Source organism: Streptomyces sp. NPDC001153 (assembly GCF_053598315.1).
Window position 1 is genome coordinate 23,513 of record NZ_JBSFJZ010000026.1, and the last position, 22,966, is coordinate 46,478.

Below are 22,966 nucleotides of genomic sequence, written 5' to 3' on the forward strand. Positions count from 1 at the left end.
GGAAGCGGAACGACTTCACCGTAGAAACACCGGCCCCACCCCCATAAGCGGGGGAACCCTTGCTTCATGTGTTAACAACCGATGTCACGTCAACGGCGTGTGTCGGGAGCACGACGGGCCCGCGTACGGATGGGCCGACTCACCGTCACGGCCGGCCAGGACATCCACTCGGTCGTCGTTGCCGGAGTCGACGGCCGCCCCGGTGGCGAGTACTGCGACGGCCATCGCGTGGGCGAGCGCGGTGCGCGAGCGGACCCCGACCTTGCGGTAGACCCGCGACAGGGTCCCCTCCACCGTCTTGACGCTGATGAACAGCTGGGCTGCGACTTCCCGGTTGGTGGCCCCGCCCCCGACCAGCTCGGCGATCCTGGCCTCGGCGGGGGTGAGTCCGGGTCCGCCCGCGCCCGCCTCACCGCCCCGGTCCGCGGCGTCCAGCCGTGACAGCTCCTCCCTGGCTCGCGCCGCCAGCGGAGCGGCGCCGATCCGGGTGGCGATCTGAAGTGCCTCGCCGAGAACCGCCCGGGCCGCGCTCCTGCGGCGCGAGCGGCGCTCGACCGCGCCGAGCGCGATCAGTGTGCGCACCAGCTCGACGGGCAGGGGCAGCCGACGCAGCCGGCCCACGACGGCACGCAGCCCCGCCGCCCCCTCCTTCGCCCGGCCGATCCCCGCCTCGCGCAGTCCCTCCGCCCGTTCGAGAGCCGCCAGCACGCTGCCGGGCGTATCAGCGGTCACCCGTGCGTAGGCCTCTCGGACGACGGCCTCGGCCTCGCCCGTCTCGCCGAGGAGGACCAGGGCTTCGGCCAGGTCGCCGTACCAGTGCAGCAGGGGCGGGTCGGCGGCGCACATGGCGTTGCCGAGTTCTCTCACGCGTTGCAGCGCCTCGACCGCGGAGGCGGCCCCCTGCGGGTCGCCGGCGAGCAGTTCGGCCTGCCCGAGCACGGCCAGCGCACGCAGCAGGAACAGCCGGTCGCCGTCGGCCTCCGAGGCGCGTACCGCCTGCTCGGCCAGCTGCCGGGCCTCTTCGGCGGTGCCGCCCGCGGTGGCCGCCAGCGCGGCCGCGTACAGCGCGGGAGCCGCCTGGGCCGTGGCGCCCGAGCAGCGCGCGGCGGTGTGCAGTGCCTCGCGGCAGTGCCCGGCCCGCACCTGGATCCGGGTCAGCGACACCAGTGTCGCCATGACCTCCTCGACCCCCGCGAACTCCTCTATGCGATACAGGAGTTCGGCGACCTGCTCCCCTGCCTCGGCCACCCTGTCGGCGTCCAGGGCGAGGATCGCCCGCATCCGGATCAGTCGCCAACTCTGCGGACCTCCGTCGGCGCCGCCGGCCAGGGCGAGCGCCTCCTCCAGCGCGGCGTCCGCCGCGACCGGTTCGCCGGCCAGGGACCGCACCCGGGCGTACGTGGCGAGCGCACCGATGCGGGTCTCCGTGTCGCCCGCCACCGCCGCCTGCCGGGCAGCGCGCCGGGCATGCCCGGCCGCCTCCTCCAACTCCCCGCACAACAGGCCGCGTACGGCCGCCCAGTGGTGCAGCCAGGCCTCGGCCTGCGGATCGCCGACGGCGTCCCGGAGGCCTTCCTGGATGAGCGCGTGGGCACCCTCCAGCGCCTGCCCGGCGTTGCGCAGCAGGATCAGCCGGGCCCGCACCCGGCGGCGTGCCGAACCCGATGCGGCGAGGACCGTCTCTGCGGCTTCGGCCGCCTCGTCCGGCTGTCCGGCGTCGCAGGCGTACTCCGCCGCGGCCAGCAGCCGGTCGTCCCGGTCCGCGGGCCGGTCGCCGGGGGTACGGCGGGCGGCGAGCTGGGCCAGTTCGCAGGCGGCGCCGAGCGCGCCGTCGCGGCGCGCGGACGCCGCCGCGGACATCAGGGTCCGGGCGGTGTCCTCATCCGGATGCGGGCAGGCGTGAGCGAGATGGCGGGCCCGTTCGACGGGCTCGTTGATCGCGCGGGCCAGCAGCGTGTGCGCCTGCCGGCGGTCGTGCTCCGGGGCGTCGGCATAGACGGCGGCCCGGAGCAGCGGATGCCGGAATCGTATGGTTCCGTCGGCGTCGGACGCCGTCACGCCGAGTCGTTCGGCCTCCGCCAGGTCCGCGGCGGGATCGGCGAGGCCGGCGGCACGCAGCAGGGTGAGGTCGGGACGGGCGGCGGCGCTCGTGACCAGGAGCGTGCGCCGCGCCGTCTCCGGCAGGGTGCGCGCCCGGCCCAGAACCAGGGTGCGCAGTCTTCGGGGCACAGGCAACGCCGGGCCGAAGGTCCTGGGCACCGGACCGCGCAGGGCCACTGCTCGCCCCAACTCCAGTGCGTACAAGGGGTTTCCGTCGGCGGTGTCCCGGATCGCCCGCAGTACATCGGGTGGCAGCTCGGCGCCGGTGCCGGCGCGCACGAGGCGGGCCACCTCGTCGTCCGTCAGCGACGGCACAGGGAGTTCGGTGGTGCCCGGCGGGCAGCAGCGCAGTCGCTCGGGCTGTTCACCGTCCGCCACCCGCTCGGCGGCGACCACCCGTACGTCCAGGCCGTCGAGGCGGCGTACGGCGAAGGCCAGCACCTCCGCGGTGGGCTCATCGAGCCACTGCAGGCCGTCGAGGACCAGCAGGACGGGGCCGGCGGCGGCCAGCGTGCGCAGCACCTCGAGGAACGCGAGGCGCACAGCGAGACGGCTGCGGTCGTCCGTCGGTTCCGTACCATGCAGCAGCGCTGCCCTCAGCGCCGCACGGGGTTCGGGTGCGAGGGGCTCCAGGCACCCCTCCGGCACCTGTGCGAACAGGTCGATGAGCCCGACGAACGGGAGCCGGGCGTCCTCCTCCGCGGGCGAGCAGCGCAGCACGGTGCCGTCCGACGCGGCGCGCGCGGTCAGTGACGCCGTGAGGGCCGCCACGAGCGTGGACTTGCCGATCCCCAGGGGGCCGTGGAAGAGCACTCCGGGACGGGCCGTCAGTGCGACCCGGGCGGCGTCGAGCAACTCGTGGCGCCCGGTCAGTGACCGTGCTTCCACTGCAGCAGCTCGTCCACGGCATCCATGGCGTCCATGGCATCCGTGGCTTTCGTCCGTGATCCCTCCAGTGAGGGGGCACACCTGGCGCCGGGGGCGGAACCATCGGTACGGCGAGTGCAGCGGGCCCCGGGAGGCAGGATCATGTGTTCATGACAACTTGCGCGACTTCGCCTTGTCAATAGCGGCTGTCACGCGGGTCCGCAGGGCGCGCGATGAGTCGGGTGTCGGCCGCTTCGCCTGGCGTGACTGTTCCCGGGGCACGCCGACCAGCCGGGCGGCCGGCTGCGGCGGCGAACCGTACCGGCACCGCCCGCGCCGTCGGGACGGAAGGTCGCACACGAGGATCAATGTGGGCGCGACAGGCCGCTCGGCCAACGGCATAGTGCCGCTGTACGCGCCGGGTACCGGTCGGCGTCTGGTGGGGGAGGTCTCGGCCGGCATTCCGGAGGCCCAGGCGTCCGGCGAGCTGGTGCGTGAGCTGCCCGCCTTCGGCCACTACGCCGGGATCGCCCTGGCGGTCGGAGCGGCCGCCGCGTTCCTGCTCGCCGCCCGGCTCAAGCGGAGCACGTTCGGACCGGAGCTGGAGGAGATCGCGGGCCTGCTCCAGGACCGGGAGGCCACCCTGCACGGCATCCGGGAGGGCGTGGTCGGCCTCGACCCGCGAGGCCGGATCACCGTGGTCAACGACGAGGCGCGGCGGCTGCTCGGGCTCACGGGGGATGTCGAGGGACGCCCCCTTCATCTGGGCCGAGCAGGCGATCCCGGTACCGATGGCGGACACCCCGAACGACAGTGAAGGCGACGGTCGGAACAGCCCCGGTGCGGGTGCGGGTACTGCCGTCGGCGTCGCCGGCCGGGGTGTCCGCAGTCGGTCCAAGTGTGCTATCTGACGCTCCGTGACATCGCGCGCCACGCGGGCATCGCAAGTCCATGGAGGAGACGTGTCGCACTTACCGGCACCTGATGCCGGGCAGCATCACAAAGGCGGCCCGCATTCCGGACGCAGGGCTGTGGGAAGCGGCTTGATTCGGCCATGTCGGACAGCAGGTTTCTTCGTCCGTCGGTGGTACACATGCGCGCCACTTCGACCAGCCTGAATGGTGGGTGGAAGTACGGAGTCCGAGCCGCACTGGGCACGTGACCACGAATGTGCGATCGTCCCGTTGAACCGGCTTCCACCCCGGGGGCAGACGACGATGTGGAGCCGGCCCGCTCACGCAGGCACCGGGCTCAGCACCGCAGAGTGCCGCACTTCGCCGCGTCCCGGGCCGACAATGAGGTCGGACCGGGACGTCGGGCTCAGGCGAGGTCGAACCGGTCGAGATTCATCACCTTGTTCCACGCTGCCACGAAGTCATGTACGAACTTCTCTCCCCCATCCTGGGACGCGTAGACCTCCGAGACGGCTCGGAGCTGGGAGTTCGCACCGAAGATCAGGTCGACGGCGGTGGCGGTCCACTTGACCTCGCCGGTGGCGCGATCCCGGCCTTCGAACACGGTCCCGTCCGTAGCCGACGCCTTCCACTCCGTGCCCATGTCGAGCAGGTTGACGAAGAAGTCGTTGGTCAGGTTTCCAGGCCGGTGGGTCAAGACACCATGGGGGGATCCCTTGAAGCCGGTGTTCAGGGCCCGCATGCCGCCGATCAACACCGTCATCTCGGGAGCGGTCAGCGTCAGCAGGTTGGCGCGGTCCAGCATGAGCGTCTCCGGAGACAGCTTCTCGCCCGCCGGAAGGTAGTTGCGGAAGGCATCCGCTTTGGGCTCCAGCACGGCGAACGACGTCGTGTCGGTCTGCTCCTGCGAGGCATCCGTACGCCCCGGTGCGAACGGAACCGTCACGTCGTACCCGGCATTCCTCGCGGCCTGCTCGACGGCCGCGCACCCGCCGAGGACGATCAGGTCGGCGAGGGAGACCCGCGTTCCGCCGGTCTGGGAGAGGTTGAAGTCCTGCTGGATCCGCTCGAGCGTGCGCAGTACCTCGGTCACCTCGGGGAGGTCGTTGAGCTCCCAGTCCTTCTGCGGCGCGAGCCGGATTCGTGCTCCGTTCGCCCCGCCGCGCTTGTCGGTGCCGCGGAAGCTCGCCGCCGACGCCCAGGCGGTGGTGACCAGCTGGGCGACGGAAAGACCCGAGGCGAGGATCCTGCTCTTGAGGGCAGCGATGTCCTCGTCCCCGACCAGTTCGTGATCGACGTCGGGAACGGGGTCCTGCCACAGCTGCGGCTCGGGAATCCAGGGGCCGAGGTAACGCGAGAGGGGTCCCATGTCGCGGTGCAGCAGTTTGTACCACGCCTTGGCGAACGCCACCGCGAGTTCGTCCGGGTTCTCGTGAAACCTCTTCGTGATCGGGCCGTAGACCGGGTCCACCTTCAGCGCGAGGTCCGTCGTCAGCATCATGGGGGCGTGGCGCTTCGACGGATCATGGGCGTCGCGTACGGTGTTCCTGGCCGCGGGGTCCGAGGGAGTCCACTGGTGGGCGCCGGCGGGGCTGCTCGTCAGCTCCCACTCGTACCCGTAGAGATTGTCCAGGTATCCGTTGTCCCACCGGGTCGGCTCGGTGGTCCATGCGCCCTCCAGACCGCTGGTGAGCGTGTGGGGGCCCGTGCCGCTGTCGTATGTGTTCCGCCAGCCGAGGCCCTGCTGCTCGATGGGGGCGGCCTCGGGTTCCGGGCCGATATAAGTGGCTTCGACCGCGCCATGACACTTGCCGAAGGTGTGGCCGCCGACGATGAGCGCGACCGTCTCCTCGTCATTCATCGCCATGCGCCGGAATGTCTCCCGAACGTCCCGGGCGGCAGCCATCGGGTCCGGGTTTCCGTTGGGCCCCTCCGGATTGACGTAGATCAGTCCCATCTGCACGGCGGCGAAAGGACCGGCGAGTTCCCTGTCGCCGCTGTAGCGCTCGTCTCCGAGCCATGTGTCCTCGGGCCCCCAGAAGATCTCCTCGGGTTCCCAGATGTCCTCTCGTCCGAAACCGAACCCGAATGTCTTGAACCCCATGGATTCCATGGCACAGTTTCCGGCGAAGACCAGAAGATCGGCCCAGGAGATTTTCCGGCCGTACTTCTGTTTGACCGGCCACAGCAGACGGCGCGCCTTGTCCAGGCTCGCGTTGTCCGGCCAGCTGTTGAGGGGGGCGAAGCGCTGTGCGCCGCTGCCGCCACCGCCGCGGCCGTCCTCGATGCGGTACGTTCCCGCGGCATGCCAGCTCATCCGGATGAAGAGCGGCCCGTAGTGACCGTAGTCGGCAGGCCACCAGTCCTGGGATGTCGTCATCACCTCGAAGACGTCACGCTTCAGGGCGTCGACGTCGAGGGCCGCGAACTCTTCCGCGTAGTCGAAGTCCTCGTCCATCGGGTTGGATCGGGGCGAGTGCTGGTGGAGAACCTGAAGGTCCAGCTGATTCGGCCACCAGTCCCGGTTCGTCCTCGGCCGCTGAATCGGCGTGGGCGTCGGTGAGGGGATTGCTGGATTCTCGCTTTCGCTGCCGGACATGCCCGTCCTTCTTCCTGTCTCGGTGTTCCTTCTGTCGGCTGCCGCTCTTGACGTCGTTGGCTTTGCTGGTGTCGAGTTCGCGCACGTCGACCCACACAATCAGCGCGCCATGGCGCTCACCGGCTGGAAAATGTGCTGTACCTCGTCCGTATGGTGGCCCACCGCAGACCACACCTCTATGAAACACGCAGAGCACCCCGCATGACAGACGTGAGAGAAGGGACGGCCTTTCTGCACCCGTGCCGATTTCCGACGCAAGCCGAATCGAATACGGCGGCCCCAGACCCGCCGGAGGGGCCTGGCCGGTGGCGGCCGTAGGGGTGACACGCCCAACGGCCTGAGTGAACAGTCGTCCATCTTGATCGTCATCTGTCGGACGACGCGTTGGACGCCCGCTGGACATGAATCCGTGCGTCCTCGGGTCTCGTCCCGAGGTCGTCTCGCCGGGCAGCGCCGCCGACACGTCGCTCAACAGGTTCCTGGAGCGGACCCGCCTTCTGTCGTCGGAGTCGTGCGGGTGTGCTGGGATACGACCAGGGTGCCCGAGCAGGGATGGTCGGGGTCGGCCGGACGCAGTCGCTGTGCGAGGCCGCGTCGTTGGGCGGTGGGCAGGCGCGGATCGTAGTCGTACGCTCGCCCGCGCCCGGTCCCGGCTCCCTCGCCAGACGCGTCAGTGCGGCGTGGCCGCCACCGGCGAACATGTCGCACAGCCAGTTGGTGACCGTCCCCCGGGGGCCATGGGCCGGTCCGCGAGTGGCGACCGGTGCGCGCGGAATCATCGCAGAAATACTGGTCCAACCAGTTGACCAGAGACTTGGTCGCGTTCACCCTGATCGCCATGAATCAGGGACTCATCCGGCGCGAGGCGGTCTCCGACCAGCTCTTCGCCCTGTTGCGCGACAGGATCCTCGGTGGGGAACTGCCGGCCGGTTCCGCGCTCACCGCCGAACGGGATTTGGCAGCCGAGTTCGGGGTGAACCGGCATGCCGTCCGAGAGGCCGTCAAGCGGCTTCAGCAGGCACGGCTGGTCGAGGTCAGCCACGGCGGCCGCACGCTCGTCCTGGACTGGCGGCACACCGCCGGCCTCGACCTCGCCATGGGCATCGCGGCCGCCGACGCCGGGCCCTCGGTGGAGGACCTCGCCCGCGACGCCCTGGAGATGCGGGCGTGCATCGGCGCCGACGCGGCCCGGCTGTGTGCGATCCGGTGCTCCGAGGACACCGCCCGGCAGATCGTCGAGGCCGCGGGCCGGTACGCGCGCACCGGGCCCGATCTGACCGAGCTCGGTGATGCGGACGTCGCCTGGTGGCGGCTGATCGTGGAGGGTTCCGGGAACGTCGCCTACCTGCTGGCCTTCAACAGCCTGGTGGGCGGCACACTCCCGGTGGCCGACGTGCCGGACGACCTGCGGACCGCGGAACTCCTCGACGTCGAAGCACATCAGCGGCTGGCGGCACACATCGCGGCACGCGAGGCCGAGGCGGCGGAACGGCTGGCGCGCGAACTGCTGTCCCGCAGTGTGCCCGCGACGGCGCGGAAGGCGGTGCGCTGACATGATCCCGGCCGTGGTCTACGCGATACCGGCGTTCGTGCTGCTGGTCGTCGTCGAGGCACTGTCCTACCGCTTCCTCCCGGACGACGACGAACGCGGCTACGAGCTGCGGGACACTGTCACCAGCATGTCCATGGGCGCCGGTAGCCAGGTCGTCGCGATGCCGTGGAAGGCAGTGACGATCGTGCTGTACGCGGCTGTCTTCGCCGTCGCCCCCTGGCACCTGTCGCCGTCCTCCGCGTGGACGTGGGTGCTGCTGTTCTTCGGCGACGACCTCGCGTACTACGCGTTCCACCGCGCCCACCACCGGGTGCGGGTGCTGTGGGCGAGCCACGTGGTCCACCACTCCAGCGTCCGTTTCAACCTCTCGACCGCCCTGCGTCAGAGCTGGACGCCGATGACGGGGCTGCCCTTCTGGCTGCCGCTGGCACTGTTCGGCATTCCGCCGTGGATGATCCTGCTCCAGCAGGCCTTCAGCCTCGTCTACCAGTTCTTCCTGCACACCGAGCGGGTGGACAAGCTGTGGCGGCCGGTGGAGTGGTTCTTCAACACGCCCTCCCACCACCGCGTGCACCACGGTTCCAACAGGGTCTACCTGGACCGTAACTACGGCGGCATCCTCATCGTCTGGGACCGGCTCTTCGGTACGTTCGAGCCGGAAAGCGTGCGGGTGGTGTACGGCCTGACGAAGAACATCGACACCTACAACCCGGTGCGGGTGGCCTTCCACGAGTTCGCGGCCGCCTGGCGCGACGTCCGCGCGGCGCGGCGTTGGCGCGACCGTGTCGGGTATCTGTTCGGGCCGCCCGGCTGGGCACCCAGAGCGGACGGATGACACGCCACCGCTGATCTTCGCACCAGCGTGCTCGGGCCCGTCCCGTGGGTCGTCACCGGCGTCATGCCCGCATCAAGGCTGACTTCCCCCACCACAACACTGCGGAACCGCAGCGCGACCTCGAGTCGTCGGGGGCTCCCGCAGGTGCGACCCGCAGGTCCGTCCCAGACCGTCAAACCGGGCCCGTAGCGGAGGACGGGACCCGGATCGGCGGCCGTTGCGCGTCGGCGGGGGAGTCAGGCCGGCCTGAGCTGGGCGTTGGCGCGGTGCTGCGGGCCGCGAGGCCCGTAGTCGATGTCCGCGCCGGTGTTGCTGCTGGCCATGACCGTGGCCGGAGCGTCGTAGGGATCCATGACCGCTTCGATGAGGATCAGCGTGTCGTTGGGCGCGCTGAGGGCCTCCGCCAGGTCCGCGGGAGTCCTGACGACGAACGAGCGCGCCGTGGTGTCCGGACGGAGCACTCTCGGCAGATCCGCGTAGGCCCAGGTCGCGATGTCGTTGTACTGCTCGGTTCTGCCGAGGTAACCGCGTTCGATGGTGTATCCGCCGTTGTTGATCAGGAAGATCACCGGCTTGTGGTCGTGCCGCAGGATGGTCGACAGCTCCTGCGCGGTCAGCTGGAACGAGCCGTCGCCCAGGAAGAGCAGGTGGCGACGGTCCGGTGCTGCGGTCAGGGTGCCGAGCAGGGCCGCGACCGAGTAGCCGATCGAGCCCCAGTTGATCGATCCGACGAAGGTGCAGTCCGGTGGCAGCTGCAGGCCGAGGAGGGCGTACGACGTGCCGTTGTCGAGGAGGAGCACGTCCCCGGCCCGGAGATAGCCCTGGATCGCCTGCCAGTACGCGGCCTGGGTCAGGTTGGTGGAGCCGACTGCGTGGGTCTTCGCCGCTGTAGCCCCCCGCTGTGGTGCAGCACGGCTCGTGACGTGCGGGACGGCGTCCCGTACGCCGCGGATGACTTCCTGGAGTGTCACTGCCTGGTAGTTGTCATCGCCGATGTCCACCGAGTGGCTGCGGGCGCGGATCGTGTCGGCGGGCAGCGAAGCGGTGAAGTCGCCCGTGGTCACCTCGATCGGCCGGTAGCCGATGGAGAGCAGGCAGTCGCTGGACTCGATCGCCGCGCGCGTGTGCGGCTCGCTTGCCTGGCCGTTGTAGATGCCGACGTAGTAGGGGAACGTCTCGTCGATGACCGCTTTGGCTGTGCTGATTACTGCCACGGGGAGCTGCATCTTCTCGGCCAGCCCCATGAGGTCGGCTGCCACGCCGAACCGGTCCGCGTCCAGATCCACCAGGACCGCCGGTGACTCGGCGGCGGACAGGTGGCCCGCGATCGCGGTGATGCACGACCGCAGCCGTTCCGGGTCGCTGGGCGGTTGTGCGAGTACCAGCGGGGCCTCGGGAACCTCGATGTCGAGATAGGCGATGTCGGAGGGCAACTCCATGTACACCGGGAGCTTTTCGCGCCACGCGGTGAGGATCAGTCTGTCGATCTCGGTGACCGCGTTGTGCGGGGTCAGTCGCGCCTGCGCGGCGGTCACCTGCGCGTAGGCGCCGAGGAAGCGGTCCCATGTGCCGTCGGCCATCGTGTGGTGCATCCCCAGGCCGCGATCGATGGACTTCAGCGGTATCGACCCGCAGATACAGACCACCGGCACGTGCTCGCTGTAGGAGCCGGCGACCCCGTTGATCGCGCTCAGGGCGCCGACGGCGTTCGTCACGAGCAGTGCGCCCATGCCGTTCAGCCGGGCATAGCCGTCGGCTGCGTAGGACGCGTTCAGCTCACTGCAGTTGCCGACCCATTGCAGCGTGCCCGCGTCCTGGAGCTGCTGCAGCAGTTCGAGGTTGAAGTCACCAGGGACGCCGAAGAGGTGGCCGACGCCGGCCTCCTTCAGACGCCGGAGCAGGAAGTCGCCGATCGTCATCCATCGGCTCGGGCTGGTGGACATCGCCTGTGCCTCCGCATCGCCGGTGTCGTCTCCGCTGGGAGCGGGAGCGGCTCATTTCCATTTTGCGGTGAGAGATGGCTGGGGGCCTCTGGGGGCGTTCGCGCTTCCACTCACGGACCGTCCTCATCTTGATCTGCTTGTCGTCGGTCTCTTCGAGGGTGAGCGCCACGATCCGATGGACGTGGATGTCAGGCAGGTGGATCTGCGGGTACCGCACGCTGCCGCTGATCTTGCCCGAGTCGCGGGGTATGAGGGCGACGCCCCCGCAGCCGGCGAGACGGTCGTCGGTGCCGAAGACGTCCATGCTTCCGCCGGTGACTGCCGGGACTCTGCGCCGATGACGCCCAGACCGGCCGATCCGGCGGATGGCAGCACGCACCTGGTAGCCGGTCAAGCCAATCGACGAAGAGCGGCAAGCTCGACAGAAGCGTTTGCGGGATGTCCCCACCTGAATCCACCTCAGAAAAGCCGGCAACGGATCAGTGTGTGTCCTCGAACACCCGGCGACAGCTGACCACACATGCGAATCGTTGTAGTCTCCGAAGACCGCCCTTGACCTGCAAAAAGCAGGCAGGGAGCAGACAAACCGGGAGATTCTCCGTGCTTCGTACCATGTTCAAGTCCAAGATCCACCGCGCCACCGTCACCCAGGCCGACCTGCACTACGTGGGATCGGTGACCATCGACGCCGACCTGCTCGACGCCGCCGATCTGCTGCCCGGCGAGCTGGTGCACATCGTCGACATCACCAACGGTGCCCGGCTGGAGACCTACGTCATCGAGGGTGAGCGCGGGTCCGGGGTGATCGGGATCAACGGGGCGGCCGCCCATCTCGTGCACCCCGGAGACCTGGTGATCATCATCAGCTACGCCCAGGTCACCGACGCCGAGGCACGGGCGCTGAAGCCCCGCGTCGTGCATGTCGACGCCGGCAACCGGATCGTCTCCCTCGGTGCCGACCCGTCCGAGCCGGTGCCCGGCTCGGACCAGCAGCGCAGCCCGCAGGCCGTCCGGGCCTGACCGAGGCGCTCCGGGCGGGTGGTGGCTCGGCCTGTCGGGTGAGTGGCCGCGCGGGGGTCGGGTAGGCGGGGGAGTAGTCCAGAGGCGACGTTCAGCGACTGCCCGGAGGACGCCATGACGAACCCGCACCTCGACCCGCTCCCCCAGGGGCCGACGCCGGGTCCGGGTCCCACCACACCGGACCCCTACCCGAGCCCCGTCCCCCCGCCCGAGCCGGGCCCCCAGCCGACCCCACCCCCGCCGGGTCCCGACCCGACCCCACCCCCGGCACCTCCGGCCCCCGGCCCACCGGAGCCGTCACCGTCCCCGATCCCACCGGGGCCGGAACCCGTACCCAACCCCGAGCCAGGCCCACCCCTCACCTGACGACGCCGGGCACACATCCTCCCCGAAGGGGCGCGGGGACCTGTCGTTATGCGGCTCCGCCGCGTGGGCGCGACCAGCCACGACGCACCCGGACACGTCGGCCGCGCGTCCCCCCGCCCCCTGGGCGGACACCTCAGGCAGACACCTCCGACCGGTCCCCACCCCACAGCGTGTGGAACGACCCCTCCCGGTCCACCCTCCGGTACGTGTGCGCCCCGAAGAAGTCCCGCTGCCCCTGCGTCAAGGCCGCCGGCAGCCGCCGCGCCCGCAGCGCGTCGTAGTACGCCAGCGCCGCCGCGAAGCCCGGCGTCGGCACGCCCTGCCGCGTCGCTGCGATCAGCACCTCACGCCAGTCGTCCTGCGCCTCGGCGATCTCGCGCGCGAAGGTCTCGTCGGACAGCAGGCTCGGCAGATCGGCGCGGGCGTCGTACGCGGCGCGGATCCGGTCCAGGAAGGCGGCGCGGATGATGCAGCCGCCCCGCCAGATCGAGGACACCGCACCCAGGTCGATGTCCCAGCCGTACTCCTCGCTGCCCGCGGCGATCTCGTGGAAGCCCTGCGTGTACGACACGATCTTGGACGCGTACAGCGCCTGCTCCACCCGGTCCGCGAAGGCGGCCGCCTCGTCCTTGCTCAGCGCTGCCGCCCGTGGGCCCGCCAGCCCCTGCGAGGCCTCGCGGAGCTTCGCGTGACCGGACAGCGAGCGCGCGAAGACGGCCTCGGCGATACCGGACACCGGAACGCCCAGGTCCAGCGCGATCTGGACGGTCCAGCGGCCGGTGCCCTTCTGCTCGGCCTGGTCGACCACCACGTCCACGAACGGCTTGCCCGTCGCCGCGTCCACGTGCGACAGCACCTCCGCCGTGATCTCGATCAGGTACGAGTCGAGACGGCCGGTGTTCCACGTACGGAAGATCTCCGCGATCTCGGCGGGGGAGTACCCGGCGACGTCGCGCAGGAGCTGGTACGCCTCGCCGATCAGCTGCATGTCGGCGTACTCGATGCCGTTGTGGACCATCTTCACGAAGTGCCCGGCGCCGTCGGGGCCGCAGTGCGTCACGCAGGGCGCGCCGTCCTTCGCCTTCGCGGAGATCTTCTCCAGCATCGGGCCCAGCGACGCGTAGGACTCCACCGAACCGCCCGGCATGATGCTCGGCCCGTGCAGCGCGCCCTCCTCGCCGCCGGAGATGCCCGTGCCGACGAAGTGGATGCCGCGTTCGCGCAGCTCCCGCTCCCGGCGCCGGGTGTCCGCGAAGTGCGCGTTGCCGCCGTCGATGATCATGTCACCGGGCTCCAGGAGCGGTGCGAACTCCTGGATCACCGCGTCCGTCGGCTCGCCCGCCTTCACCATGATCACCAGGCGGCGCGGGCGCTCCAGCGCCGCCACGAACTCCTCGGCGGTCTCGGCCCCGACGAAGTCGCCCTCGTGCCCGAACTCCTCCACCAGCGCCTTCATCCGCGACGCCGTACGGTTGTGCACGGCGACCGTGTAGCCGTTGCGGGCGAAGTTACGGGCGAGGTTGCGGCCCATGACCGCGAGGCCCGTGACACCGATCTGCGCTGAAGTGCTCATACCGCCTGCTCCCTAGCTGCCTCGTGACTACGGCTCCGTCAGTACGGGTCCTCGCCCATCCTGACGTGCCGCCACGGCGAGCGCACATCCGACCCGCCATGCCTTTGTACGCACGCACGCCGCCCTCGGCCTCAGTCTCCGGCGATCCGGGCCAAGCGGGGGCCGTTCCCGGCCACTTGGGCGGTGCGGGAGGCCGGTTTTCCGTCTTGTCATGGCCTGTTCGCGGCGCTTACTTTTGCCCCCTCCTGACGCATGCCGAGGGGAATTCGGACATGGCCGTACGCGGCCGGCATCGCCGGTACCAGCCGAACAGGATCAACCGCGCCTCACTCACGGTCACGGCGGGCGGGGCCGGCCTCGCGATCCCGCTGGTCGCCGCCGGCACGGCCGACGCGGCCGACGCCTCCACCTGGAACAAGGTCGCCGCCTGCGAGTCCAGCGGAAACTGGAGCATCAACACGGGCAACGGCTACTACGGCGGGCTGCAGTTCACCCAGTCCACCTGGGAGGCGTACGGCGGCACCCGGTACGCCCCGCGCGCCGACCTCGCGACCAGGGACCAGCAGATCGCCGTCGCCGAGAAGGTCCTCGACGGGCAGGGGCCCGGCGCCTGGCCGGTCTGCTCGGTGCGGGCCGGGCTGACCCGCGGGGGCGCGGACGCCGGCGTGCACACCGACAGCGCGACCGTGCGCCCGGCGCAGCGCGCCGCACTGGAGGACGTGCAGGCGCACACCACCCCGCAGTCCCGCGCGGGCCGGGCCGAGATGTACACGGTGGTGCACGGCGACACCCTCTCGGGCATCGCCGACGAGCACCACGTCCGCGGCGGCTGGCGCGGGCTGTACGCCCGCAACCGCACGACGATCGGCGCCGATCCCGACCTGATCCTGCCGGGCCAGCGGCTCAGCCTGCGCGGTACGGCCGCCCCCGGCACCAAGTCCCCGGAGAAGAAGCACCCTTCGGAGCACAGGACCGCACCGCACCGGACCAAGAGCACCGGCCGTACGCTCGTCCCCCCGGTCGACGCGCCCATCGGCACCGGCTACCGCGTGGCCGGCTCGCACTGGTCGAAGGGCTACCACACCGGAGTCGACTTCCTCGTGCCGACCGGCACCTCCGTGAAGGCCGCGGAGGCCGGGCAGGTGGTGGCCGCGGGGTGGGGCGGCGCCTACGGCTACCAGGTGGTGATCCGGCACGCCGACGGCCGCTACACCCAGTACGGCCACCTGTCGGCCATCTCGGTGCGGATCGGGCAGAACGTCGGCACGGGCCAGCGCATCGGCCGTTCCGGAGCCACCGGGAACGTCACCGGCCCGCACCTGCACTTCGAGGTGCGGACCGGACCAGGCTTCGGTACGGACATCGACCCGCTCGCCTATCTGCGGGCGGGCGGCGTCAGGATCTGAGGCACGTACCGTGCGCGTCCAGGACCGGCAGCGGTGCCCCGACGCACGCGGACAGCGCGAGGTACGACGCGGGGAGCGAGCGCAGGTCCGGCGGTCCGCCGCGGTCGGCGCTCTCCCCGCAGCCGCCCGGAACCAGGCCGCCGCCCGGGCCCGGAACCAGGCCGCCGCCCGGTCCCTGCACGAGCACCTCCCGCAGCAGCGGCGCGTCGGACGTGCCGTCGGCCCCGGGAAGCCCGCCCCGCTCCGGCGCGGCCTGTGCCGCCGCCCCTCGCTGCTGGGGCATGCCCGGGAACGTTTCCGCGGCGGAGACCGGTTCCGGGCCGGCGTCCGGCAGGGCGGGCGGCTCGGCGCGCTCGATCCGCTCGGTCGTCAGCATGACCAGACCGCCCGCCGCGACCACCCCGCAGCTCACGGCGAGCGCGGCGCCCGCGCCGCCGTAGCGGAACGTCTCGCCGAACATCAGGATGCCGACGGCGGCCGCCAGCACCGGATTGACCACGGTGAGCGTGGCCAGCGGCGCGGCGAGGCCGGCGCCCCGGTAGGAGGCCTGGGACAGCAGGACACCGGCGACGGCGAACAGGGCGATCACCGCGAGGGCCGGCAGGTCCTCCAGGTCGATGCCGTGCGTCCAGTCGACGGCGACGGTCTTGGTGAACACCGACGACATGCCGAACGCTATGCCGGAGGCGGTGGCGAGCAGCACGCTGCGCACCGCCGGGTGCCGGTGCGCGGCCCGGCCCGCGCACATCAGCGCCACGACCGCGCCGCCGGTGACCAGCGCCACCGCCACGCGCTGGGCCGCGTCCAGGGAGTGGCTGTCGGAGGAGCCGACCAGGGCCAGCAGCCCGGCGAGGCCCACGGTGGCCATGACCGCGCCGCGCCAGGCGGTCGTGCCGGCCCCGCGGCCGACGCACAGCGCCGCCATGGGCAGGGCGAAGACGATGGTCAGCGCGCCGAGCGGCTGCACGAGACTGAGCGGGCCGTAGGCCAGCGCCACCACGTGCAGCACGCCGCCGAGCCCGTTCAGCGCCATGGCCCCCCACCAGCCGGGCCGCCGCAGCGGCAGGTACGCGGTGCCGGGGGAGGCGAGCGCCACCTGCTCCTGCACGATCGCGCCGGCCGCGTAGGCGAGGGCGGACACGAACGACAGCAGCACGGACAAGGCGAGGGCGCTCATCGGCGTCTCCTGTGCGGGCGGCGGGGGCCCTGAGCCCGGCGCGACGTACGGTCGGCTTCCATGGCCAACACTCTGCCCGGTCGCACTCTTCCCGTCGTCGTACCTGAGCACGCAATGCCTCCTACTGCCGATGGAGTACACCCGTCGCGCGATCATCCTCGCGATGGGTGACGCGAGGCGGACACCCCGTGTCGGGCCCGGGGAACGCACCTGGTAGCAGTACTCGTTGTGGACCTCGACCCCGCTCTCGCCGCCCTCCGCCCGCTCGGCGGCTTCTTCGTCCTGCGTACGGTGCCCGGCCCGGCCGGAGCCGCCGCCGGACCGGATCCCGGCCAGCTGCCGACCCTCGCCGAGACCTACGGACGGGCGACGCCGGACGCGTTGGCGGTGCGGGTGGCCGTGGTCGCGGACCGGCTCGGCACCCGCGAGCCACGCGTGGCCGCCTCCATCGCCCAGCAGGGCCTGGCCGCCCGGCTGTGGTCGGCGGCCCTCGGCTGCGCCGCCCTGTACGGCCGGTTGCCCGACCTCGCCCCGCGCCTGCTGCGCTGGGACCCGCTCGCCTCCGCCCCCGACGACCTGTACCTGACCGAGCTGCGCCCGCGGCCCGGCGACGCCGCCGGCCTGGCCGCCGCCGTGCTGCACGGACACCTGGAACCCCTGACGGAGGCCCTGGGCGCCGGGTACGGCAGCGCGCCCGGACTGCTGTGGGGCAACGCGGGCTCCGCGCTCGCTGGGGCGGCCCGGCAACTGGACCGCTGGGCCCGCGCCCACGACCGTACCGACGTGGCCGGACGAGTCCGCGCCCTGACCGACGAACTCTTCGCCCACCCTCTCCTGCGCACCACCGGCGCCCGTACCGGCACCGCCTTCCGCCGCCGCAGCTGCTGCCTGTACTACCGGGTGCCCGGCGGCGGTGTCTGCGGCGACTGCTGCTTCATCCGGCCGCCGCGCTCTTCCCCAGGGGCCGCTTCTGGGTGACCATGAAAGGAACCTGCCGCTGGTACAAGGGGGTTGTCAGGTGCGTGTGGGACTGCTGACCCGGGAGTACCCCCCGGACGTGTACGGCGGCGCCGGTGTCCATGTGGAGTTCCTGGCCCGGGAGTTGGCCTCCCTGGTGGAGCTGGAGGTGCACTGCTGGGGCGAGGGCCGCGGCGTGGGCGTCGTACGCCACCGCCCCTGGTCCGCGCTCGACGGCTCCAACGACGCGCTGCGCACCTTCTCCGTGGACCTGTCCATCGCCGCCGCCCTCGAAGGCCGCGAACTCGTCCACTCCCACACCTGGTACGCGAACCTCGCCGGCCACTTCGCCAAGCTCCTGTACGGCGTCCCGCACGTGCTCACCGCCCACTCGCTGGAGCCGCTGCGGCCCTGGAAGGCCGAGCAACTGGCAGGCGGATACGCGCTGTCGAGCTGGGCCGAACGCACCGCCGTCGAGGCCGCCGACGCGGTGATCGCCGTGTCCGGCGCCATGCGCGAGGACATCCTGGCGTGCTACCCGGCGCTCGACCCGGCCCGCGTCCACGTCGTGCACAACGGCATCGACACCCACCTCTACCGGCCCGACCGCGGCACCGACGCCCTCACCCGGCACGGCATCGACCCCGCCCGCCCGTACGTCCTGTTCGTCGGCCGGATCACCCGCCAGAAGGGCGTGCCCCATCTGCTGCGCGCGGCACGGGACATCGACCCGGGCGTCCAGGTCGTGCTGTGCGCGGGCGCCCCCGACACCCCCGAGATCGACCGGGAGTTCCGCGAGCTGTTCGAGGAGCTGAGCCGCATGCGCGCGGGCGTGTTCTGGATCCCGCAGATGCTGCCGCGCCCCGAGGTGGTCCAACTCCTCACCCGCGCGGCCGTGTTCGTCTGCCCGTCGGTGTACGAGCCCCTCGGCATCGTCAACCTGGAGGCGATGGCCTGCGGCACCCCGGTCGTGGCCTCCCGGGTCGGGGGGATCCCGGAGGTCGTGGACGACGGCCGTACCGGTGTGCTGGTCGATGTGGACGAGGAGTTCGAGTCGCGTCTCGCGGCTGCCCTGGAGGCCGTCCTCGGCGACCCGGAGGCGGCCCGGCGGATGGGCGAGGCCGGACGGGAGCGCGCGGCGCTGGAGTTCGGCTGGGACGCGGTGGCCCGGCGCACGGCCGCGCTGTACGAGGAGATCCTCAAGCAGGCTTAGTCCCGTCCGCTCGGGGCAGCCATGGTTCAACCAGGGTGAGGGGAGCGGCCATGCGTCGTGGAGGGCCTTCCGTACTCGGGATCGTACTGGCGGGCGGCGAGGGAAAGCGGCTGATGCCGCTGACCGCCGACCGCGCCAAACCAGCCGTCACCTTCGGCGGCACCTACCGCCTCGTCGACTTCGTCCTGTCCAACCTCGTCAACGCCGACGTGCTGCGCATCTGCGTGCTGACCCAGTACAAGTCGCACTCGCTGGACCGGCACATCACGACCACCTGGCGGATGTCCAGCCTGCTCGGCAACTACGTCACACCGGTCCCGGCCCAGCAGCGGCTCGGCCCGCGCTGGTACCTGGGCAGCGCCGACGCGATCCTGCAGTCGCTGAACCTGATCCACGACGAACAGCCCGAGTTCGTGGCCGTGTTCGGCGCCGACCACGTCTACCGCATGGATCCGCGGCAGATGCTCGCACAGCACATCGACGGCGGGGCCGGCGTGACGGTGGCCGGCATCCGGGTGCCGCGCGTGGAGTCCTCGTCCTTCGGGGTGATCACGCCGGGTTCGGACGGCCGTACGGTGCGGCGCTTCCTGGAGAAGCCCGCCGATCCGCCGGGCCTGGCCGACGACCCGGAGACCGTCTTCGCCTCGATGGGCAACTACATCTTCACCACCAAAGCCCTGATCGAGGCGCTGCACCGGGACGCCGAGGACGAACAGTCGGTGCACGACATGGGCGGCTCGATCCTGCCCCAGCTCACTGTGCGCGGCGAGGCCCAGCTGTACGACTTCGGCGAGAACCACGTGCCCGGCGAGACCACCCGTGACCAGGGCTACTGGCGGGACGTGGGCACGCTGGACGCCTACTACGAGGCGCACATGGACCTCATCGCCGAGCGGCCCGCGTTCAACCTCTACAACCGCCAGTGGCCCATCTACACCCACTCGGGCCAGCTCTCCCCGGCCCGCTTCAACGCGGGCGGCATCGCGAGCGAGTCCATCGTCAGCGCGGGCTGTCTGATCCGCGGTCAGGTGACCAGGTCGGTCCTCTCCCCGGGCGTACGGGTCGACCCGGGGGCGGTGGTCCAGGGCTCGGTGCTGCACGACAACGTGCGCATTGGCCGGGGCGCGGTGGTGCGCGGCGCCGTCCTCGACAAGAACGTCGAGGTCCCGCCCGGCGCGACCATCGGCGTCAACCCGGAACGGGACGCCGAGCTGTACACCGTGTCCAAGGGCGGGGTGATCGCCCTGGGGAAGGGACAGCGGGTGCCCTAGGGACAGGGTCCGCGGCATGCGATGCGCCATATGCGGGTCCGGCCGGCTGAGACCGGTCGGTGAGCTCATCTCGGGGGAGAGGTCGTTCCAGCGGCTGCGGCTGAGGTTTTGCCGGCCGGGATTCCTCAAGTCCCGGCCGGTGTTCGTGGCCTCCCTCGGGCGCGCCTGCCGCGACTGCGGAGCCCTGTTCCCCGTTCTCACGGAGTACGACCGGCGGGAACTGGATGCCGCGGCCGACGACCTGATCGAGGTCGAGGACGTCGTCCCGGAACCACACCCCTGGGACCCGCCCCGCAGTGCGGGTCAGGGCCGGACGCATGTCCGATGCCGCCGCACGCGTGTTCCGGTCCGCGATCCGCCCCGATCCGCCCGCCGTTCCCGCTCTGCCGGCCGACGAGGAGAGTGCCGTGGACCCGGCGGCCGTCGCCGGAGCCGGCACCGGCACGGTCATGGGCTGTCCGCAGGCGACCTGCGTCCCGGAGCCCGGCCGGACGCTGATGGAGCGGGCCGTGCAGCGGGCACGCGCGTGAGGCGTGCGCACTTGTTCGGCTCACCAGCGACAGAAGCCGTGCGGACACGCACCGCTGCGACGCCGCGCCCGCAGCCACGAGGGATTCCCGCAGGCACTCTGACGAACCGTCATCATCCCGCCGATGCCGGGTGCGACGCGTTTGATCCGATAGCCGTACCTTGCCCGGATCTGAGTCGTTCGACCTTCAGGATTCAGACATCGATGTCGAACCTGCGGAGGTCATGCGACATGAGAGGGACACGGCGCACGCGGCTGTGCCTGGCCGGGGTGATGGCAGCGTCCGCGCTGATCGCCACCCCCGCCGCACGGGCTGCCGAGCGGACCGACGGCCACCTCACCGATCTGGTCAACCCGTTCATCGGGAGCCAGGACGAGGGCAACACCTTCCCCGGCGCGGCCGTGCCCTTCGGCATGGTGCAGTTCTCTCCGGACACCGGGCACAACACCGGCTACGACTACACGCAGAACCGCATCCGCGGCTTCTCCCTGGTCCATCTCTCGGGCGTCGGCTGCCGCATCGGCGGCGACCTGCCCGTGCTGCCCACCACCGGCGAGGTCACGCAGACGGACTACACCCGGTACGCGGCCGGCTTCTCGCACCGGGACGAGACGGCGAGCCCCGGCTACTACCGGGTCGGTCTCTCCTCGGGCATCCGTGCCGAGCTGACCGCGACCGAGCGCACCGGCGTGCAGCGCTACACCTTCCCGGCCACCGACAAGGCCAACGTCCTGCTGAACGCGGCCCAGTCGCTGCACAAGGGGGTCTCCAGCTCCGTCGAGATCCTCGACGACCACACGGTGCGCACCGAGATCACCGGGCACGGCTTCTGCCGGGACACCGGCCCCTACACGGTCCACACGATCACCCGCTTCAGCCGGCCCTTCACCGCGTACGGCACCTGGGACGGCGGGACGCTCACCCCGGGCTCGCGCCGCGGCCCCGGCGGCGCCTATGTCCGCTTCGACACCACCAAGGACCGTACGGTCGTCGCCACCACGGCCCTGTCGTACGTCGACGCGCGCGGCGCCGCCGGCAATCTGGCCGCCGAGGGCGGCCGGTCCTTCGACACGGTGCGCGAGCGGGCCCGCGAGGACTGGGAGAGGCGGCTCGCCGCCGTCCGCGTCCAGGGCGGCACGCGTACGCTGCGCCGGACCTTCTACTCCTCGCTGTACCGGTCCTTCCTCGCGCCGAACGTCGGCAGCGACGCCGACGGCCGCTACTTCGGCTGGGACCGCCGTGTCCACCGGGCCCAGGGCTTCACGTACTACCAGAACTGGTCGCTGTGGGACACCTACCGCACCCAGGCCCAGCTCCTCGCGCTCCTCGCGCCGCGCGAGGCACGGGACATGGCCCGCTCGGTCCTCGCGATCGACGAGGACGGCGGCTGGCTGCCCAAGTGGGGCTACGGCCCGGTCGAGACGAACGTCATGAGCGGTGACCCCGTCACCCCGTTCCTCACCACGGCCTACCAGACGGGGCTGCTCAAGGGCTTCGAGGAGCGGGTCTACCGCGCGCTCAAGAGGAACGCCGACGGCGTTCCCCCGGCCGCGTACCCGGGCATCGGCCGGGAGGCCAACACCGAGTACCTCGCGCACGGCTTCGCCCCGTTCGACCAGGACCGGCCGTACGCCAAGATGGGCGACTCCGACTACCACCACGGCGCCTCCGTCACGCTGGAGTACGCGCTCGCCGACGCCATGCTGGCCCAGATGGCGCGCGGCCTCGGCCACGAGGCCGACGCCGCCCGCTTCGCGGCACGGGCGCAGAACTACCGGAACATCTTCGACCCCTCGACCGGCTTCTTCCGTGCCCGCGACGCCTCCGGGGCCTTCACCGGCTCGGCCGACCCGGCGCGCGGCACCGGCTTCCACGAGGGCACCGCCTGGCAGTACCAGTGGCTCGTGCCACAGGACGTGCCCGGCATGGTGCGGCTCATCGGCGGCGAGCACGCGGCCAACGACCGGCTGGACTCCTTCTTCGCCTACGACCGGCTGCTCGCCGACCCGGCGCAGACGGCCCGCGAGGTGTGGGTGCACGGCGACGCGTACGCGTACTACAACGCCGACAAGTACAACCCGATGAACGAGCCCGACCTCATCGCCCCCTACACCTATCTGGCCACCGGTCAGCCGTGGAAGACCACCGACGTGGTGCACGCCGCCCTGACCCTCTTCACCGACGGGCCCACCGGCATCACCGGCAACGACGACCTGGGCACGATGTCCGCCTGGAACGTGCTGTCGTCCATCGGCCTGTTCCCGATCCAGCCCGGCTACGGCACCTGGGGCCTGTCCACGCCGGTCTTCGACCGCGTCGACCTGACTCTGGACCGCCGCTACTGGCCGAGCGGCCGGCTGACCGTCGCCGCGCCGGGCACCTCCGCCACCGACCGCTACATCCAGACCGTCCGCACCGACGGAGCACCGCACGGGCAGACGTATCTGACGACGGGTGCGCTGCGCTCCCTGCGCTCGCTCGCGTTCACGGTCGGCCCGCGCCCGTCTGAGTGGGGTACGTCACCCGGGGCGGCGCAACCCGTGCTGAGGTGACCTCACGTTCCACCTGCGTCCCGCCTCTTTCGGACGAGGCGGGACTTAATCTGCTGTTAACTGAGCGTAGCCTGATCGTACTTGACCGTAA

Annotated in this window: 15 protein-coding genes and 1 pseudogene; 10 read left to right on the plus strand and 6 right to left on the minus strand. The window is 71.3% G+C overall.

Annotation, left to right across the window (positions count from 1 at the left end):
* Positions 1-84 precede the first annotated feature (84 nt).
* Positions 85-2,988, minus strand: coding sequence for a helix-turn-helix transcriptional regulator (locus tag ACWDEN_RS27540; RefSeq protein WP_450860370.1), 2,904 nt, complete (start codon positions 2,986-2,988; stop codon positions 85-87).
* A gap of 349 nt (positions 2,989-3,337) precedes the next feature.
* Here ACWDEN_RS27540 and ACWDEN_RS27545 point away from each other — a divergent pair, with 349 nt between their 5' ends.
* On the plus strand, positions 3,338-3,784 hold the full coding sequence (locus tag ACWDEN_RS27545; protein ID WP_351613612.1) for a PAS domain-containing protein: 447 nt from the start codon (positions 3,338-3,340) through the stop codon (positions 3,782-3,784).
* A 503-nt stretch (positions 3,785-4,287) separates the two neighbouring features.
* Here ACWDEN_RS27545 and katG read toward each other — a convergent pair.
* Complete coding sequence (gene katG / locus ACWDEN_RS27550) at positions 4,288-6,480, minus strand: catalase/peroxidase HPI (protein WP_450860371.1); 2,193 nt, start codon at positions 6,478-6,480, stop codon at positions 4,288-4,290.
* Positions 6,481-7,318: 838 nt separating this feature from the next.
* Here katG and ACWDEN_RS27555 point away from each other — a divergent pair.
* Positions 7,319-8,032: a FadR/GntR family transcriptional regulator gene (locus ACWDEN_RS27555; RefSeq protein ID WP_351613609.1), complete on the plus strand. Its 714-nt coding sequence runs from the start codon at positions 7,319-7,321 to the stop codon at positions 8,030-8,032.
* Between the two features lies 1 nt (position 8,033).
* Entirely contained in the window at positions 8,034-8,867 is an 834-nt protein-coding gene (locus ACWDEN_RS27560) for a sterol desaturase family protein (protein ID WP_450860372.1), read from the plus strand.
* Between the two features lie 236 nt (positions 8,868-9,103).
* On the opposite strand, the gene ACWDEN_RS27565 is transcribed toward ACWDEN_RS27560, so the two are convergent.
* Together ACWDEN_RS27565 and ACWDEN_RS27570 are read right to left on the minus strand one after the other, a co-directional pair.
* Positions 9,104-10,810: an alpha-keto acid decarboxylase family protein gene (locus ACWDEN_RS27565; protein ID WP_450860373.1), complete on the minus strand. Its 1,707-nt coding sequence runs from the start codon at positions 10,808-10,810 to the stop codon at positions 9,104-9,106.
* A 202-nt stretch (positions 10,811-11,012) separates the two neighbouring features.
* Positions 11,013-11,132 (minus strand): annotated as a pseudogene (locus ACWDEN_RS27570) (IS110 family transposase); the annotation flags it as partial.
* Positions 11,133-11,410: 278 nt separating this feature from the next.
* On the opposite strand from ACWDEN_RS27570, the gene panD reads away from it, so the two are divergent.
* A complete protein-coding gene (gene panD, locus ACWDEN_RS27575; RefSeq protein WP_351613594.1) occupies positions 11,411-11,830 on the plus strand; it encodes an aspartate 1-decarboxylase in 420 nt (139 codons plus the stop codon).
* Positions 11,831-12,329: 499 nt separating this feature from the next.
* Here panD and gndA read toward each other — a convergent pair whose 3' ends face one another.
* A complete protein-coding gene (gene gndA / locus ACWDEN_RS27580) occupies positions 12,330-13,769 on the minus strand; it encodes an NADP-dependent phosphogluconate dehydrogenase (RefSeq protein WP_351613591.1) in 1,440 nt (479 codons plus the stop codon).
* A 272-nt stretch (positions 13,770-14,041) separates the two neighbouring features.
* Here gndA and ACWDEN_RS27585 point away from each other — a divergent pair, with 272 nt between their 5' ends.
* Positions 14,042-15,175 (plus strand): transglycosylase family protein, encoded by a 1,134-nt coding sequence (locus ACWDEN_RS27585; protein ID WP_351613588.1) that lies wholly within the window; start codon positions 14,042-14,044, stop codon positions 15,173-15,175.
* On the opposite strand, the gene ACWDEN_RS27590 is transcribed toward ACWDEN_RS27585, so the two are convergent.
* Entirely contained in the window at positions 15,165-16,352 is a 1,188-nt protein-coding gene (locus tag ACWDEN_RS27590) for a DMT family transporter (RefSeq protein ID WP_450860374.1), read from the minus strand. The genes ACWDEN_RS27585 and ACWDEN_RS27590 overlap by 11 nt on opposite strands.
* A gap of 228 nt (positions 16,353-16,580) precedes the next feature.
* On the opposite strand from ACWDEN_RS27590, the gene ACWDEN_RS27595 reads away from it, so the two are divergent.
* From ACWDEN_RS27595 to ACWDEN_RS27615, 5 genes are all read left to right on the plus strand, one after another.
* Entirely contained in the window at positions 16,581-17,330 is a 750-nt protein-coding gene (locus ACWDEN_RS27595; RefSeq protein WP_450860375.1) for a (2Fe-2S)-binding protein, read from the plus strand.
* Between the two features lie 40 nt (positions 17,331-17,370).
* A complete protein-coding gene (gene glgA / locus ACWDEN_RS27600) occupies positions 17,371-18,522 on the plus strand; it encodes a glycogen synthase (protein ID WP_450860376.1) in 1,152 nt (383 codons plus the stop codon).
* 50 nt (positions 18,523-18,572) lie between these two features.
* On the plus strand, positions 18,573-19,793 hold the full coding sequence (gene glgC / locus ACWDEN_RS27605; RefSeq protein ID WP_351612768.1) for a glucose-1-phosphate adenylyltransferase: 1,221 nt from the start codon (positions 18,573-18,575) through the stop codon (positions 19,791-19,793).
* A gap of 317 nt (positions 19,794-20,110) precedes the next feature.
* Complete coding sequence (locus tag ACWDEN_RS27610; RefSeq protein WP_450860377.1) at positions 20,111-20,323, plus strand: hypothetical protein; 213 nt, start codon at positions 20,111-20,113, stop codon at positions 20,321-20,323.
* 230 nt (positions 20,324-20,553) lie between these two features.
* On the plus strand, positions 20,554-22,875 hold the full coding sequence (locus ACWDEN_RS27615) for a GH92 family glycosyl hydrolase (RefSeq protein ID WP_450860378.1): 2,322 nt from the start codon (positions 20,554-20,556) through the stop codon (positions 22,873-22,875).
* Positions 22,876-22,966 lie beyond the last annotated feature (91 nt).

Excerpts from the sequence above, each read along its gene's own strand:
- katG (WP_450860371.1), bottom strand. The coding sequence starts at position 6,480 with ATGTCCGGCAGCGAAAGCGAGAATCCAGCAATCCCCTCACCGACGCCC.
- ACWDEN_RS27555 (WP_351613609.1), top strand. The coding sequence starts at position 7,319 with ATGAATCAGGGACTCATCCGGCGCGAGGCGGTCTCCGACCAGCTCTTC.
- ACWDEN_RS27560 (WP_450860372.1), top strand. The coding sequence starts at position 8,034 with ATGATCCCGGCCGTGGTCTACGCGATACCGGCGTTCGTGCTGCTGGTC.
- ACWDEN_RS27565 (WP_450860373.1), bottom strand. The coding sequence starts at position 10,810 with ATGTCCACCAGCCCGAGCCGATGGATGACGATCGGCGACTTCCTGCTC.
- gndA (WP_351613591.1), bottom strand. The coding sequence starts at position 13,769 with ATGAGCACTTCAGCGCAGATCGGTGTCACGGGCCTCGCGGTCATGGGC.
- ACWDEN_RS27585 (WP_351613588.1), top strand. The coding sequence starts at position 14,042 with ATGGCCGTACGCGGCCGGCATCGCCGGTACCAGCCGAACAGGATCAAC.
- ACWDEN_RS27590 (WP_450860374.1), bottom strand. The coding sequence starts at position 16,352 with ATGAGCGCCCTCGCCTTGTCCGTGCTGCTGTCGTTCGTGTCCGCCCTC.
- glgC (WP_351612768.1), top strand. The coding sequence starts at position 18,573 with ATGCGTCGTGGAGGGCCTTCCGTACTCGGGATCGTACTGGCGGGCGGC.
- ACWDEN_RS27610 (WP_450860377.1), top strand. The coding sequence starts at position 20,111 with ATGTCCGATGCCGCCGCACGCGTGTTCCGGTCCGCGATCCGCCCCGAT.
- ACWDEN_RS27615 (WP_450860378.1), top strand. The coding sequence starts at position 20,554 with ATGAGAGGGACACGGCGCACGCGGCTGTGCCTGGCCGGGGTGATGGCA.